The sequence below is a fragment of the Natrialba sp. PRR66 genome (assembly GCF_034808065.1).
GTDB lineage: Archaea > Halobacteriota > Halobacteria > Halobacteriales > Natrialbaceae > Natrialba > Natrialba aegyptia.
Genome location: NZ_JAXHGN010000007.1, coordinates 13,328 through 29,395, shown reverse-complemented (window position 1 = coordinate 29,395; position 16,068 = coordinate 13,328). Strand labels below are relative to the sequence as shown.

At 63.3% G+C, this 16,068-nt stretch carries 13 protein-coding genes; 1 reads left to right on the top strand and 12 read right to left on the bottom strand.

From position 1 onward, the window contains the following. Positions 1–28: 28 nt before the first annotated feature. The 8 genes from SM755_RS20915 to SM755_RS20880 all read right to left on the bottom strand — a co-directional run bounded on the left by SM755_RS20915 (position 29) and on the right by SM755_RS20880 (position 9,085). Positions 29–589 carry a lamin tail domain-containing protein gene (locus SM755_RS20915; RefSeq protein WP_323174375.1) on the bottom strand — a complete coding sequence of 187 codons (561 nt, stop codon included), beginning with the start codon at positions 587–589 and terminating at the stop codon, positions 29–31. Between the two features lie 175 nt (positions 590–764). Beyond that, entirely contained in the window at positions 765–1,289 is a 525-nt protein-coding gene (locus SM755_RS20910; protein ID WP_323174374.1) for a hypothetical protein, read from the bottom strand. Between the two features lie 307 nt (positions 1,290–1,596). After that, positions 1,597–1,809, bottom strand: coding sequence for a hypothetical protein (locus SM755_RS20905; RefSeq protein ID WP_323174373.1), 213 nt, complete (start codon positions 1,807–1,809; stop codon positions 1,597–1,599). Between the two features lie 72 nt (positions 1,810–1,881). Then, positions 1,882–5,193 carry a formate dehydrogenase subunit alpha gene (fdhF, locus tag SM755_RS20900; RefSeq protein WP_323174372.1) on the bottom strand — a complete coding sequence of 1,104 codons (3,312 nt, stop codon included), beginning with the start codon at positions 5,191–5,193 and terminating at the stop codon, positions 1,882–1,884. Beyond that, entirely contained in the window at positions 5,186–6,796 is a 1,611-nt protein-coding gene (locus SM755_RS20895; protein WP_323174371.1) for an NADH-ubiquinone oxidoreductase-F iron-sulfur binding region domain-containing protein, read from the bottom strand. Before SM755_RS20895 ends, fdhF begins: the two co-directional genes overlap by 8 nt. Before the next feature lie 120 nt (positions 6,797–6,916). Then, on the bottom strand, positions 6,917–7,612 hold the full coding sequence (locus tag SM755_RS20890; protein WP_323174370.1) for a TMEM165/GDT1 family protein: 696 nt from the start codon (positions 7,610–7,612) through the stop codon (positions 6,917–6,919). Between the two features lie 302 nt (positions 7,613–7,914). Beyond that, positions 7,915–8,412: a hypothetical protein gene (locus SM755_RS20885; protein WP_006666807.1), complete on the bottom strand. Its 498-nt coding sequence runs from the start codon at positions 8,410–8,412 to the stop codon at positions 7,915–7,917. Then, on the bottom strand, positions 8,402–9,085 hold the full coding sequence (locus SM755_RS20880; RefSeq protein ID WP_323174369.1) for a nucleotidyltransferase domain-containing protein: 684 nt from the start codon (positions 9,083–9,085) through the stop codon (positions 8,402–8,404). Before SM755_RS20880 ends, SM755_RS20885 begins: the two co-directional genes overlap by 11 nt. A 173-nt stretch (positions 9,086–9,258) precedes the next feature. Here SM755_RS20880 and SM755_RS20875 point away from each other — a divergent pair, with 173 nt between their 5' ends. Further along, a complete protein-coding gene (locus tag SM755_RS20875) occupies positions 9,259–9,597 on the top strand; it encodes a DsrE family protein (protein ID WP_323174368.1) in 339 nt (112 codons plus the stop codon). A 167-nt stretch (positions 9,598–9,764) separates the two neighbouring features. Here SM755_RS20875 and SM755_RS20870 read toward each other — a convergent pair whose 3' ends face one another. The 4 genes from SM755_RS20870 to cobN form a co-directional block, all read right to left on the bottom strand. Next, on the bottom strand, positions 9,765–10,469 hold the full coding sequence (locus SM755_RS20870; RefSeq protein ID WP_323174367.1) for an SDR family oxidoreductase: 705 nt from the start codon (positions 10,467–10,469) through the stop codon (positions 9,765–9,767). A gap of 123 nt (positions 10,470–10,592) precedes the next feature. Then, a complete protein-coding gene (locus SM755_RS20865; RefSeq protein ID WP_323174366.1) occupies positions 10,593–11,381 on the bottom strand; it encodes a cobalt-precorrin-7 (C(5))-methyltransferase in 789 nt (262 codons plus the stop codon). Next, a complete protein-coding gene (locus SM755_RS20860) occupies positions 11,374–12,144 on the bottom strand; it encodes a precorrin-8X methylmutase (protein ID WP_323174365.1) in 771 nt (256 codons plus the stop codon). The genes SM755_RS20865 and SM755_RS20860 overlap by 8 nt, the downstream gene beginning before the upstream one ends. Continuing rightward, positions 12,137–16,039 carry a cobaltochelatase subunit CobN gene (cobN, locus tag SM755_RS20855; RefSeq protein WP_323174364.1) on the bottom strand — a complete coding sequence of 1,301 codons (3,903 nt, stop codon included), beginning with the start codon at positions 16,037–16,039 and terminating at the stop codon, positions 12,137–12,139. Before cobN ends, SM755_RS20860 begins: the two co-directional genes overlap by 8 nt. Between the last annotated feature and the right edge of the window lie 29 nt (positions 16,040–16,068).

Here is a 16,068-nt window from a genome sequence, read left to right as displayed (position 1 = left end):
AGGAAAAGTTCGTTTGATCTCTCGACTGTTAATGCAGGCACTCGATCGAGTCCCCGGCGTCGTCGGTAACGGACCCACCGTCGCAACCGCCGTTTTGGTAGTGCACAGCGGAAACGAGAGCACCCGCCGCGTTTCTCATGCGGACGGTTCCGCCGTCGCCAAGAACCGGTAACTCGTCGTCGAAACCGGCGTATCGGAGGTAGGCCGGGGGACTCGACTGAAGCGTCGCGTCGGTTCCGTCTCGGCTCGCGAGGACGAACTGTGCGCCCGATTCGAGGACGAGATCGGCGATCCGATACGTCCGATCATCGGGGTAGGCGACGACGTATCCGGACACGTCGACGGCGTCGTCGGCGTCGTTTCTGAGAACGAGATACTCGCCGTCGATGAACTCGCGGTCTCGGTCAGCCGCGTAGACGCCGGCGAAACGCACGTCGACGGTGTCGGCTCCGGTGGTATCGATATCGATATCAGTATCGGTTCCGTCCTCGTTCGGCGCTGACGCACGATCCCACTCGAGTTCAGCGAGACACCCGGCGCTGCCGATGACGCCGAGCGTACTCAGGGTGAGGATGTCGCGTCGTTGCATACCGGTTCGGAGGAAAGAAACGGGGAAAACCGTTGGGGAAGGACAAACGGTCATTTCAGCTATCACGGTTCAGGCGATGAAACATCGACCAGCGACAGAGCACAGTACGCGATCTTGAGATGACAACCGGATGGAGATCGGGCGGGTGGTCAGTTAGAATCGAAGCGCGCGATCGCTACGCCGTCCGTTTTGTCCGTTCGTAATACCAACCGCCGAACAGTCCGAGCGGGATCACCAGCCACCCGGCGGCCACCAGTGCCATACCGAAGCCCCGAGGGATGCGTACTATCACGGCGATTGCCGCCTCCAGGAGCCCCATCTCACCCTGGGAGAGGGACAAAAGCGGATTGAACAGCGCAGCGCCGAGTGTGCCCCCGAGGAGACCGAAAATCGACGTTATCGCGCCGAGGAATGCGCCGGAGCGAGCGGGATTTGCGTCCGAGTACGCGTACCGCCAGCAGAGCGTACCACCGACGAACGCGGAGGGAATTGCGAACGGCACGTAAAACAGGGCCGAGATGAAGACGAATCCGATCGTGTGAGAAACGGTTCGAGTGGCAACGAGCAGAAAGGTGCCGCCAAACCACAGGAACGCAGCCAGAATCCCGGTCACTGCCATCGCGATGCCGCCGCCGATATCCCGATGAGCGGTGAACGGAACTCGGTCGGACTCGTCCCGGCGGTGCGCTGGGCGGCTCATACAGAGAGGTTCTGTCGGGAATATATCAATACTTCGTCATCGAGCGCATTCTCCCCTCAAAACGGTGCAGTGAATCGAGTTCGGTTGCGCGACCTGGATCGAACGGCTCTCGCGACGACAACCGCCGCGACGAGACCCGATCCGATGAGGGCACAGCGACAGAGCCGCGGTGATGAGATGGAACTGGTATCGGGTTCGCTGCTGGCCGCCTGTGAACTCGTCCTCGCCATACCCTATCGTCCACGACGACGGCCTTATACTCTATACTCTAGCCGGCGATTCGCCGACGAGTTCGCCTCGCCGGGCGCTACGTCCGCTCGGGTTCGTGGAGGATCACTTCGTCGTCGGTGATTTCCTTGATCGTCTCCGTGTCGATATCCTCGCTGTGTTCGGTCTCATCGCCGCCCATCAAATCGACGTAGACGTGTCCCTGGTCCACCTTAGCGACTGTCCCGATCTCCTGGCCCTCGTCCGTGGTGACGGATCTACCTACCAGATCGTCCGTTAGTTCGTGGTCCATAGCGTTCGCAACCGGATCAGCCGGGCGAATAGAGCTACTGCCTGCGATGGCCCGCAGCGCCCTGTTCACCCGTCAGTCGTCGTCCGGGTACGTTCCCGGCGACGTTTCGCCCGGCGTCCCGATCGGTTCGGTATCGGGATCGGGACCCATCGAACTGACCCGGACGCTCGCCAGTTTGTAGTCCGGAATCCGGCTCACCGGATCGAGTTCTTCCTGCGTGAGTTCGTTGACCGCACCCTCGGCGAAGTGCATCGGGATGAATATCTTTCCGGGGGCGGTGCGTTCGGTCACCTTCGCACGGACGACGATGGAGCCGCGCTTGGATTCGACCTTGACGTACTCGCCGTCCGCGACGCCGATCTGGCCCGCCGTCTGCGGGTGGATCTCCGCGTAACTCTCGCCGACGTGGCCCATCAGCCCCTCGCTGCGCCGGGTGAGTTGGCCGGTGTGCCAGTGATACAGCACCCGTCCCGACGTGAGCGCGATGGGAAACTCCTCGTTAGGCAGTTCCGTCGGGTCGCCCAGATCGGCCGGAACGAACCGCGCCTTTCCGTCCTCGAAGTTGAACTCGTCCTCGTAGAGGTACGGCGTGCCGGGGTGGTCCTCGTCCGGACAGGGCCACTGCAACCCGTCGCCCTTCTCCTCCAGACGTTCGTGGGTGATGCCGCCGTAGATCGGCGTCAACTCGTTGACCTCGTCCATGATATCGGTCGGCGAGTCGTACTGCCAATCGAAGCCCATTCGGCGGGCGAGTTCCTGGAGGATCTTCCAGTCCGCACGCGCCGATCCCGGCGGATCGACCGCCGGGTGGACCAGTTGCACGCGGCGTTCGGTGTTCGTAACGGTGCCGTACTTCTCGGTGAACGTCGCCGCCGGGAGGATCACGTCGGCGTACTCCGCGGTCTCCGTCACGAAGATATCCTGGACGACGAGGAAGTCGAGTTCAGCCAGACTCTCTCGGGCGTTCGTCACGTCGGGTTCCGAGATTGCGGGGTTTTCTCCGATGACGTACATCCCGCGGACGTTGCCTTCGTCGACCTCGTCGAATACTTCCGTGACGCGAAGGCCCGGTTCGTCCGGCGGGCGGACGCCCCACACGTCCTCGAACTGATCGAGCACGTCGTCGTCGGTAATATCCTGATACCCCGGCAGGTTGTCGGGGATCGTGCCCATGTCACCGCCGCCGCCCTGGACGTTGTTCTGTCCGCGGAACGGCGACACGCCGGCGTTCGGCTTGCCGACGTTCCCGGTCACGAGCGCGAGGTCCGCGAGTGCGAGGACCGTCTGGGTGCCGTAGGTGTGCTGGGAGATGCCCATCGCCCAACCGAATACGCACGAGTCGGCTTCGGCGATCGTTTCCGCTGCGTTCGCCAGTTCCTCGGGCGAAACGTCGGTGAGTTCCTCGACCTTCTCGGGGGTGAACGATTGGACCTTCTCCCGGACGTCCTCGAAGCCCTTCGTGCGCTCCTCGATGAACGCCTCGTCGTGCAGATCGTTCTCGATGATGTGGCGGATCATCCCGTTGATCCACGCGATGTCGTGGCCGCCCGCCGTGCGCGTGAACTGGTCGGCGTGCTCGGCGAGTTCGATCCGCCGCGGCTCGAAGACGAACAGGTCCGCCCCGTCTCGCACGTTCTGTTTGAGCTTCGTCGCCAGCACGGGGTGGCTCTCGGTCGTGTTCGATCCGGTGATGAGATAGCAGTCGGCGTTGCCCACGTCCTTGATCCGGTTCGACATCGCGCCGTAGCCCATCGTCTGTTTCAACGCCGCGACGGTCGAGGAGTGACAGAGTCGCGTGCAGTTGTCGATGTTCTTCGTGCCGAGCACCTGGCGGGCGAACTTCTGCATCAGGAAGTTCTCCTCGTTGGTCGCCTTCGACGAGGAAAACACCGCGAGCGAGTCCCGTCCGTAGGTCTCGCGCGTCTCGCGCAACTCCTCGACGACCCGCGAAAGCGCCTCGTCCCACGACGCCTCGCGGAACCCGTCGGGTCCGGCGGGGCCATCAGGGGCATCCTTCCGGCGGATCAGCGGCGTCTCGAGGCGCTCGTCGCTGTTGGCGAAGTCGTAGCCGAACTTGCCCTTGACGCAGGTCGAGTAACCGTTCGCCGGCGTGGCGTCCGGATCGGCCGGCCGCGTCCCGAGAACCTCGCCGTCCTTGCCGTACAGGTCGAACCGACAGCCGACCGCACAGAACCCGCAGGTAGTCTCGGCTTTGGTCACCCGCTTGAGTCGCTGGTCGCCCACCGCGTGGCCGATGTCGAACAGCATGCCCTCGGGGAGCGAGTTCGCCGCGACGAACTCGGCCGTGTGTTCGGTCCCCTCGAGTACCATCTCGGCCGTTTCCCGAGCCTTCTCGCTAGCCAGTTTTCGCGTCCGTCCGGCCTGTTGTTTCGCTCGAGACATCATCTTCGCGACGCCGGACTTTCTGGCGACGTTTACGTCCGTCGGCGATCGGCCGGAAACCGCACGGTTCGGCGCTGAACTCGTCTCGCTCGTCTCGGCCCGCTCGCCGCGGATCACCCGGCCGACCGAGTTCTCCTGATCGAAGCCGGGCAGCGGCAGCGTCGTCATATCGGTGAGTCCTTCTTCGACGATCGACCCGGTCGGACAGACCGTCGCGCAGTGGCCACAGGAGATGCAGTTCGAGTCGGCCATCGTCTCGGCCTCGCTCTGGAAGCCGATGCGGGTGTCTGGCCCGTTGCCCTCCATTCGGAGCACGCCCGCAACCTGGACGTCGCTGCAGGCCTCGACGCAGCGATTACAGAGAATGCACTTGTTCCGGTCGATCTGGATGAACGACGACGTGGAGTCGATCGGTTCGTACTCGTCGCGGTCGTCGAAGACGCCGTAGCGCGGGTGCTCGACGCCCTGTTGAATCGACGCCTCCTGCAGTTCGCACCAGCCGTTTTTCGAACACGTGGTACACCGGAGATTGTGGTTCGAAAGGAGGAGGTCCAGGTTGACATCGCGAGCCTCCATCGCGTCGGCCGTGTCCGTCTCGACTGTCAGGCCATCCTCGGCCGGGAAACTACACGACGGAACCAGGCCGTATGCATCCGTCTCGACCATGCACGTCCGACACTCGCTTCGCGGCCCGATCTCGTACCGACCGTGGTCGCCCGAATCGCCCTCATCGCCGCGCTCGTAGTGACAGAGCGCGGGCACGTCTTGGTGGGCGTCGGTTCCCTCGATGGCGTCGAGGACGGTCGATCCCGGGCGCATCGTGAGTCGCTCGCCGTCGACGGTGATCTCGGTCGTGGTCGTCGTCACGTCGACGTTCGGATCGTTCGCCGTCCCCTTGTTGAAATCCTCCGTCAACGGCGTCTCGGGCTGGGGATCGTCGATATTCGGTACGTGCGGATGCGAGTCGTTGTAGCTACTCATGAGCGGTAGAGCCGGGTCGTCGTGGTTCGGTTCGGCGCTCGGTCGCCGCCTGTTCCTCGCAAAAGCCGGCCGGACAGTACCCCTCGGTGTGGGCGGTGAACTCGCTGTCGAAGTTCGACATGGCCGTCGTCGTGGGACGAGAGGCAGTCTGTCCGAAGTCACAGATCGACGAGCGACGCATCACGCGGGCGAGTTCCTCGATCATGCCGCGGTTGTAGTCGCCGTCGTAGATCTCACGGAGGAGTTCAAGGAGCTGTTTAGTTCCCTCGCGGCCGGGAACACAGCGTCCGCAGTTGCCCTCGCGGGCGAACTTCGCGCGCTTCCCGGCGAACGCGACCATACACCGGTCGTCGTTGAGTCGTTCGACGATGCCGTTGGTTCCCAGGTTCGACGAGCGAAGCGCCCCCGCGCTCGGCGAGACGCGAATATCGCGGGTGATCCCGCCGAAGACGCCGCCGACGCAGGCGGCTTTGAACTGTCCGTCGCCGACGACGGCGTCGAACGCCGTTTTCAGCGAGCCGTCGGTTGGGAGTTCGACCGTCGCCGGTGATTCCACGTCGCCGGCGACCGTGATCAGTCGCGTTCCCGGATCCGTCTCGTCGGTCTCCATCGCCTCGGGAGACGCGAGGGCCGCTCGAACTTGGGCGAGCGTGCGAGGCGTGTGAATCGCCGTCGGCCGGCCGAAGAGGCCGTACTCCGCAGGCCCCGGCGGACGGCGGCGCGCTTCGAGCCGATCGTTTCCCTCGAGCGATTCGAGCGCCATCGTCATCTCTCCCGCCCGGTACGTGTCGGGACCGCTCGCGACCTGTACGTTCAACTCGACACCGTCGACATCCCGATCGATCGCCCCTGCAGCCCGCTCGACCCGCTCGCGCGCCAGGGTGTCCGATTCATCGAGGTAGACGACGATATCGGGCGTTTCGAGGACCGATGCGACGGCGCTCGCTCCGTCCAGTACATCGATCGGGACGCTCTCGAGCAACAGCGAATCCATCCGCGCGTTCTCATCCGCCTCGTTCCCGTTGACGACGACCACCGGATCGCCGGGAGCCTCCCGAACCGTCGTCCACGTCTCCGAAACGGGATCGTCCGTGCTTCCGTCGCCGCGGCCGCGGCCGCGAAGCCCGACCTCGGCGAGTCGGTCGAACGCCTCGTCCGACCCCGTGGTAGTGGTGACGAGTTCAGCGCTGAACTCGTACTCGTAATCGGTGACGCTTGCGGGCGCGACCCAGCCACATCGGGCGAGTGCGACGCGCTCGCCGACCGCGAGCGGGCCGGAGTCGGGACGGGGGAGCGTCGCCGGTTCGGGATCGTGCGAGACGACGGCATGAGCGCCGTCGGTCGGTGACTCACCTTCCTCGAGCGTATCGACGAGCAGCCGGACGTCGCTGGGCGAGACGGCGGTGTGGAACGCGGTCGTCCCGTCGGCGGTCGTCACCGCAAGCGGGTCGAACCGCGGGACGCCGACGGGGCCGACTTCGGCGACGTGCGTGTCCGTTGCCGTCTCGCGCGCAACGTCGAGTACTGCTTCCGGCGCGGGCGTTGCAGTACTACTGATTCGAACGGTCGGCGACTGGCCGATTGCACCCCGCTGTTCGCGCATACCCATCCGGTTCACAGAGATGTCTAAAAGCGTAGTGCAGACGCTTGCCAGCAAGCAGCAATGCCGAGCGAAGAGAGGAGGAGGAATTGCGAGTTCAATGACGGACGACCGACGCTGGACTCAGATAAGCGAGAGGAACAGCGACGTGATCGTCTCGATGATCGTTTCCCAGATAGAGACGGACGTAACGAGTTCGAGAATCGTATCAAGGCCGAAAAAGAGGAATAGTGCCGCACCGGCGAAGTGGGCTCGCCGCGCGTCGAACCGGTGGGAGAAGCGATGGAAGAGAAGCGCGTTCACGGCGCTCACGGGGATGATCGCGAGCATCTCTCCGGCCCAGATTGCGGGGTGGGCTCCGTACTGTACTGCAAGCCCGATCGTGACGAGTTGGGTCTTGTCGCCGAACTCGCCCGCGGCCATCAGGACGAAAATCGGGACGAACCCGCGGAGATACGGGGGAATCTCGTGGCCGAAAACGGAGATGTCGATATCATCGGTCTCGGTCGTGCCACCGTCGGGCGTGATGGCTGTTGCGTTCGGTTCGGGTGCCGACCGAACGAGCAGGACGGCAAAGAACAGGAACAACGCCGCCGTGATGACGTTGAGATAGATGGGCGCGAGGATCCCCTGTAGCGTCGCACCGAGAAGGATTTCGAGCACTGTCCATCCGGCGAAGGCGCTCCCGGCGGCGGCGACGACGACCCAGGGGCTATAGCGGGTTGCCAGGCCCGCAATGATGAATTGCCCTTTCTCGCCGGGGAGCACCGACAGCTGGAGGACGAACGCGCTGATGAAGACTTCGAGCCAGCCGGTCATCCGTGGAGCGACTCGGAAGAGAGAACTCGGTCATCGACGGTACCACGCATACGCTAATTTAGACGCCTCTAATTTGTATCCTTTATGGAGCAAGTACGGGCGACAGGATAGCAGCGTCAGACCCTCATCCGTTTCTGAACCGGAGATAGAGTGATTTCATATCGACCGACTGTGATGCGGCGGCGCCGAGACACGATCCGAAAATCGTCTCATCAAACACCCATCAGAGGTTTCTTATCTTATTTTAATTATTTAGATGGTGAATAGGATCGCATACTGCCCGACGGAGGTGGATGTCAATTCTATTCACAACTACACCGCGACTGGGCATCAGCGAACGCAACAATATACGAGTGGACTTCCTCTGCAAGATCGTGCATTCCAAGCGCAAGGTCCCGACCAGGTCTGTCAATATCGTAGTAAATTCGTGATCGGTGTTCGGCTCGAAAGCTATCGACGCGGCCAGCGATATTTTCATCGGAAAATACGCCCCTGTTCGCAATATCACGATAGACAGCCCCATGTTCGTGGTAATCCGACGATTCAGAAGCAGTCATCTCAACAAGATAGAACTGGAACGACCGTTCAATAGCATTGAATGAGAGTTCCACGATGCTCACGTTGTTGTTCGTTCCCTCGCGGAGCTGACGGCACGTTCCCAACATCGCGCACGCTTTCCCCAGCTGAATATCAGCATCCTCCCGTTGCCACGACAGTGAGTCCTGAACAGGGCCAGTCTCGCCGTCTGCCAGCAGTCCCTCTACGTGATCAACAGCGTCAACAACATCCTCAAGCCCCATTCTCAAACACCTCCTGTTTCACAGCGTCCAGCGCAGCAGATGCGCGCAGCGTAATCCCCTCAGTAAGAACGTCCGAAATCCGGTCGTGCTTCGGGGCAGACTCTTGCGCTTCAACGACGATATGGAACTCGTATCGATCACCGCCGAAGCGGTCAGATGCAATCTCTTTCTCAATTGTGTGTGCCTTTCGCTGAGCCGCCATTCGATTCTCCGGTACCACGACGAATAGATCGACATCGCTAGCCCGGTCAGCATCACCTCGAGCGACGCTCCCGAACAAAATCACCCCGATATCAGACCCAACGTTTTCGACGAGTCGAGTGACGGCTTCTCGAATCGGCTGCTGAAACTCCGTCTGTGGAACCAGCGTAATGAGATCGTCCGGCTTGTATAGCTTTGTGGCGTTAATTTCGATCTGGTTCGATCGGCCTTCGCGATTTATTGTAACTAGTCCGACATTCTCCAAGGAGTTTACAGCACCGTTTACGTTTCCCATCCCCTTGCCAGTTAGCCGATGGAGTTGCCGATTACTGAACGCCCGATCTGGATTATCCGTTAACAAATGGAGAATCGAAGCGGTTGCATCGTGCCGGAATATATCGGGATCGGTAATAGGGACTGGAAGATGGACGTGTGTTCCATCTGTTCTCGTGCGAACAGTTTTCCGGTTCATGAACAAGTATACGGTTCAATCCGTTATAATCGTTTCCGGTGGTATCGCTCGCCAATTGAGATTTATATGTCCACGGTCGGTCACGCCGCGACCTGAACGCTATCGACAGAACTCACACGTACGGTGTTTGCAAGCAGCAAGGCTTCAATCGTCCCGGGTGTCAGCTGTCGTGTATGCAAACCGTCGTGCACCTCCTTTCCGGAGACGAGTCCGAGCAAGAGACGTCACTCGCGATCGCACAGAACCTACTCGACGACGAGACGGGTAGTATCGACGACGTTGCGATCGTCGTCCAGGCGGCGGGGATAAACGCGGTCAAAGCCGGGGAGGATAACGAAGAGCAAGTACGCGAACTGCTCGACAGCGGAGTTTCGGTGAAAGCGTGTCGCAACACACTCGACATGATGGACCTCGCCGAATCCGACCTCGTCGAGGGAATCGAAACCGTCCCGGAAGGTGCCGTCGAGGTGACGCGGCTGCAAACGGAGGGCTACGCGTACGTCCGGCCGTAAGGAGATGAAAAGCGGAGTTCCTTTTCAGAACGACCCGTTCACGGCAAGTGCGGGCCGAATAGGTGGCAGTGCTGAACTCGATTTCACGGATACCGGTCGAGACGACGATACTGATCATCACACCGTACGAGTACGACAGAAGAAGATCCTGAAAGTGCCTGCGCCGTTTAGACGGACGCCGTAAGCCCCCCATCGACGCGGATGTTCTGGCCGGTGATGTAGCTCGAAGCGGGTGAGAGCAGGTACGCGACCGCGTCCGCGATCTCTGCGGTTTGTGCCGGTCGTCCCATCGGGATTCGCGCTCTCGTTTCCGCGTCTACGTCGTAACTATCGACGAATCCGGGCTGGACCGTGTTCATCCGGATTCCGCTCGCTGCGTATCGGTCGGCGTAGAGTTTGGTGAAACTCCCGAGTCCGGCTCGAAGCACCGACGACACGGGAAATTCACTCGACGGTTCGAACGCCGAGAACGTGGAGATGTTCACGATCGACCCGTGCCCCTGCTCTTCCATGATCGGTGTGACGAGTCGCGCCATCCGAACGGTGTTCAAGAGAACGAGATCGAGCCCCTCGTGCCACTCCTCGTCGGAAATTTCGAGGAGGTCGCCGGACGCCGGGTGCCCGGTGTTGTTCACGACCGCGTCGATGCGACCGTAACGCTCGTCGGTCGTCTCGACGAGAGCCGCCAAATCATCCGGATCAGTCACCGATCCCTCAAACCCATCGCCGCCGAGGTCGTTCGCAACGTCAACAGCGCTCCCCGACCGCGACAACAGAACCGGCGTGTATCCCTCCTCGTCGAGTCGCCGAGCGCAGGCTTCTCCGATACCGCTTCCTGCCGCTGTCACTACCGCGACTTTCGTATCAGCCATACAATCACTACCATGGCCGCGTTCATAAAAACACATCTCAGTACGCGCCCGTGGCGGAATCCCCCTCTCCCCTCTCATCGTTTCGCGTTCGGTTCACATACATACTGAATTGCGGCCGGCCGCTCACACCGGCCGTCGAACCGCGAGCACGACCAAATCCGAAAATGGCGTGTCATCCCGCCCCGTTCCACCTGCGAGTTCAGCGAGTTCGGCGAGCGAAAACCGGTGGCACTGCTCGTCTTCGTGGGTGAGCCGTTCGAGTACCAGCGCTTGAAGCTCGGGCTCGGCCCCGTTCTCGAGCAGGAATTGAGCGATATCGCCGGGCATCCGATCGAACGGACGCGGCAGCACAAGCAGGTGTCGCTCGCCGACGCTCGCGGCGAGGCGGTCCATGTCGGCGGTCAGGTCGCCGCTTTTGTGCAGCGTGACGAACTCGGTGTCCTCCATCGGCGTGCGGGCGCGACTCGCGGCCACCTGGAGCGAGGAGATGCCCGGAACGACCCGGACCGGGCGGTCGGAATCGGCGCGGTGGACGGCGTCCTGTACCTTTCCGACGAACTGGTAGCCCGAGTGGTTGGGATCACCCATCGCAACGGCGACGCCCGTCTCGCCGGCCGCGACGCGCTCGGCGAACGACGAAAGTGCGGCCGCCTCGTCCTCGTACCCGCAGGTCAGGAGCTCCGTCTCGTCGTCCGCCAGTTCCGCGACGAACTCGACGACCGTCGTGAACCCGACGACGACATCGGCTTCCCGAACAGCCCGTTCGCCGCGAGGCGTGATGAACTCGGGGTTCCCGGGGCCGACGCCGATGACGCGGACCGGGTCGGCGGCCGATGCGTCGCGGTCGGCCTCCGGGTCGGCGGCGGCGAACGTCGCCGGATCGGGGCCAGCATCGAGGTCGTAGTCACTCATCGCCGGCTCCTGAACTGTCGAACTCGAGTTCGAGTTCACCCGCGCGAACGTCGGCCGCGACGTGGATCAGTTCGTTGGTCAGCGCGGCGGCGAGACCGCTGCCGCCGCGGCGGCCGACGTTCGTGATCGCCGGGACGCCGACGGCGTTGCTGACCTCGCGCACGCGCTGGCGGCTCTCCTCGGCTTTGACGAAGCCGACCGGCGTCGCGACGACGGCGGCGGGGCGGGTGCCGTTCTCGATGCAGTCCGCGAGCGCGAACGCGGCTGTTGGGGCGTTGCCGACGACGGCGATCGAGTCGTCGTAGACGCCCTGTTTGTCGAGTTCGAGCACCGAGGCCGCGGTTCGGGTCATGCCGGTTCGCTCGGCCAGTTCCGTGCCGTTGCCGATCGCTTTTCGCTTTTCGCAGTCGTGGCCGCGGCCCGTGATCCCCGCCATCGGCATGGTGATGTCCGTGACGATGTCCGCCTCATCGAGGACGGCCCGCGCGCCGGCGCGGACGGGCGCGTCTTCGTCGTCTCCCCGCTCGTCCGCGCCGGTAAATCGGAGCAGGTGCTGGAACTCGATGTCGCCCATCGAGTGGACTGACTTCTGTCTGATGCGATCCGCGAGCGTCTCGTCGGGGACGAACTGCCGGACGATGTCCATGCTCGTCTCGGCGATGTCCATCGCGTTCTGGGTCGTCGCACCGAGATCGGCGTACTCCTCGCCATCCCGGGTCTCTGCCGCAGCGTCAACCTGGTCTGGGTCGTCAGTCTCAGTCATCGGTCGACACCTCCGCGCCCACGACTTCGTTCGTCGTCCGCTCCTCTAAGTCGCCCTCGACCGAGAGGTTGAGATCGCGCAGGCGGTCGGCCGTCCCCGCGTCGGCGTCCCAGAGGTCGCGGTCGATTGCCTCGAGCAGGGTGTCGGTGATGGATTCGAGCGCCCACGGGTTGACCTCGCGCATCCACGCCTGTCTGTCGGCGTCGAAGGCGAACTTCTCGGCGACCTCCGCCCAGAGCGTATCGCTCACGACGCCGGCCGTCGCGTCCCATCCGAGGGTCACGTCGACCGTCGTCGAGAGGTCGCCGGCACCCTTGTAGCCGTGTTCTTCCATCGACTCGAGCCAGTCCGGGTTCAGGACGCGAGCGCGCATCGCCTTGCGGACCTTCTCCTCGTTCGTGTAGACGTCCACGTTGTCGGGATCCGAGGAGTCGCCGACGTACGAGGCCGGCTCTGTGCCGGAAATCTCGGTGACCGCGGAGATGAATCCGCCGTGGAAGGCGTACCAGTCCGAGGAGTCGAACTCGTCTTGCTCCATCGTGTCCTCTAGTTTGACGGTTGCATCCACGTTCGACAGTCGCCGTTCGAAGGCGTCGTGTGCCTCCGAGACGCGGCCGCGAGAGCCCATCGCGTAGCCGCCCCACTGGACGTAAACGTCCGCGAGGTCGGCGCGATCGTCCCAGTTGCCCTCGTCGACGGCCTTGTTCGTCCCGGCACCGTAGCCGCCGGGCGTCGTGGTGAAGACGCGGTGTTTGGCCGCGTTTCGGGCGTCGGATTCGTCGAGTCCCTCAGCCTCGAGTTCAGCTTGCTCTGCCTCGACGTGCTTTTTCACGTAGTTCATGTCGTGGGGTTCGTCGAGGTCGACGACGGCGTCTACGGCGTCGTGGATGACGCCCGCTGCGGCCGGGAAGGCGTCGCGGAACAGCCCGGAGACGCGCGTCGTCACGTCGATCCGAGGCCGGTCGAGTTCATCCAGCGGAATGGGTTCTACGTCGTCGATCCGCCCGGCGTCGGTCCACTGCGGTTCGACGCCCATCAGGGCGAGCACCTGGGCGATCGTCTCACCGCGGGTGCGCACGGTTGGGGTCCCCCAGGCGACGACACCGATCTCTTCGGGGTACGCGTCTTCTTCATCGTGGTGGCGCTCGAGTACCCCCTCGGCGACCTCGCTCCCGACCTGCCAGGCCGGCTTCGCCGGGACCTTGCGCGGATCAAGCGTGTAGAAGTTCCGCGCCGTCGGGAGCAGATCGACGCCGCCCCGCGTGGGCGCGCCGGAGCCCCCGGGCGGAACGTACTCGCCCGAGAGCGCGTCGGCCGTCCGTGGAATCTCGTCTTCGGCTCCCCGAACGCGCGGCTCGGCTTCCTCGCAGATATACGCGAGAACCTCGCGCAGGTCGTCGTGTGCACCCGAGTTCGCCCGCGCGTCGCCGAGGGTGTCGATATCGACGACCAGCAGGTTCATGTTCACCTCGTCTTCCGCGCCCGCGGTGCGCTCCGATTCGGGAACGTCGAACTCGTGTGCGGCGAGCGTTTCGATGAGGTCGACGCTCGTCTCGTGGACCGCGTCGGCGGCCTCGGCGTAGGTCATGCCGAGCGCGTCGTCGTACTCGCCGGGGGAATCGAGCATGGCCTCGTAATCGACGCCGAGCACGCCGGCGACGCTCTCGCGCAGGCTCGGCGCGCCGGGGTTTTCGAGTCGGGTCAACGCGACAAGATACTCGACGAGGCGCTCGCCCGCAGGCGGTTCGGACATCGTGTGCAGCCCCAGTCTGATTTGCGTCGTCTTCACGTCCGTGAGGTACTCGTGGATGCGCTCGACGAGGTCGTCGATGTCGAGAGCGTCGCCGTCGACGGTTCCTTCGGCGAGCGTCGAGCCGGCTTCGTCCGGTCCGCGCACGTTGGCGCGCTCGTCGATCGTGCCCGAAACGCCGAGTTCGACCGCGAGGTCGAGTTCGTCGACCGCCTCGCGGATGAGCGTCTCGAGGTGCTCGCCGTCGTCGGCGCGCGCATCCTCCATGCCGGCCTCGCGGTACTGGTTCGCGAGTTCTTCGAGTTCGGAAAGCTCGTCGTACGTCCCCGCGTTTCGCATCACGGGCGTCAGGTAGTCGACGATAGCGGCGTAGGAGCGGCGCTTTGCTTGGGTTCCCTCGCCGGGGTTGTTGATGATGTAGGGATAGACGTTCGGGATATCGTCGACCAGTTGGTCGGGCGCGCTCGCCCCGTCGAGACCGACGGTCTTGCCGGGCAGCCACTCGAGACTGCCGTGCGTTCCGAGGTGGACGACCGCGTCGGCGTCGAAGGCGTTCCGGAGCCAGCCGTAGAAGGCGTAGTAGTCGTGGGGCGGCTGAAGGTTCGAATCGTGGTAGACCTTCGAGGGATCCATGCCGAACCCGCGCGGGGGTTGGACGGTGACGAGGACGTTCCCGAACTCGACGCCCGGAATCGCGAACGGGCGGTCGGGGACATCGCCCCACTCTTCGAGCACGTTCTCCTGGAAGCCCTCATCCGCCGAGTCGAACCACGCCGCGTAGGTCTCCGGCGAGACGACATCGACCGACAGGTCACGCACGTCCGCGGGTGCGACCCAGCGGTCGTCGAGGGTGAGCTGGGCGGTCAGCTTTTCGACGAGTGACTGGCCGCTGTCGGGCAGTTCTCCACCGAGGTCGTAATCTCGGGCGTCGAGTTCGGCGAGGAGATTGACGGTTGATTCGGGCGAGTCGAGGCCGAATGCCGTGCCGATCCCGTCGTCGCTCGGCGGATAGTTGTGCAGGACGACGGCGATTTGCTTGTCTTCGTTCGGCGTGTGCTGGAGTTCGGCCCAATTGACGGCTAGCCGAGTCGCGTGATCGATCCGGTCCGCGATCGGGAAGTGGTGTTTCGGCGCGGAGCCAATGCCGGCCTCGTCGTCGGTGCGTTCTTTCCCCGAGATGGGGTGAGTGATAACGTTGCCGTCGAACTCGGGAAGCGCGACCGAAAGCGCGAGTTCGAAGCCCATAACACCGGTATCGCTCGAGTCGTAGCGCGAGCGCGAGCGCATCGTGGTGACCGTCTGGAGGACGGGCACGCCCAGGCGGTCGAGGAAGACGTTCTCCGCTGAGCTGCCTTCGTCGTCAGCGCTGCGGCCGCGCTCGTCCATCGAGAGGGAGAACATAAAGGAAGAGAGCACGGCGTCGACGATCGGCTGACCGGCATCGTTCAGGAGCCAGTTATCGGTGACCCACTCGGCATCCTCCTGCTCGTCGGTGTCCGTCGCGGGGTTACAGAAGATCGGCAGGGCGTTCGCGCCTTGCTCCTCGAGTGCCCGAACCTGGGCGTCGACGTACCGGGTGTTCTCGTGGGTCCAGTGGGACTCGTAGAACCAGATTGCGACCGTCGGCCTGTCCGGATCGTGGGTCTCGAGTAGTTCTTCGTACTCAATACCCGGATGATCGGGGTGATAGACGCCCTCCGTGGGGAGCGCGGTGGGCTCATCGAACTCGCGCTCGCGGTCGTCCGCGTCGGCGAACTCGGCGGCGAGGAACCGACACACGTTTGCCACGTTGACCGTCCCGCCCCGCTCGAGGTACTCGTAGACCCGGTCGCGGCGGTCCGCATCAACCGTCGTGTCCTCGAACGCGAACGCGTCGCCGGTCGATTTGACGATCAGCGGAACGTTCGCCGTCTCGAGTTCAGCCGTCGCATACTCGTAGCCGGGCATGCTGTCTGCAGCGCCGTGCAGCCAGAAGATCGCCGCCGCGGCGTCGGTCAGTTCCTCGACGAACTCCTCGATCCCGGCCTCGTCGTCCAGGTCGCTCTCCGAGCGAACGACCAGTTCGATGTCGTCGAGGCGCTTGGCCGCTCGTCCGATCGATCCGAGCTCGTTCTCCGTCGCAGTGTAGATGCCGATCCGTGTCATCGTGTTTTTAAATCTCTATTGTATTAGCG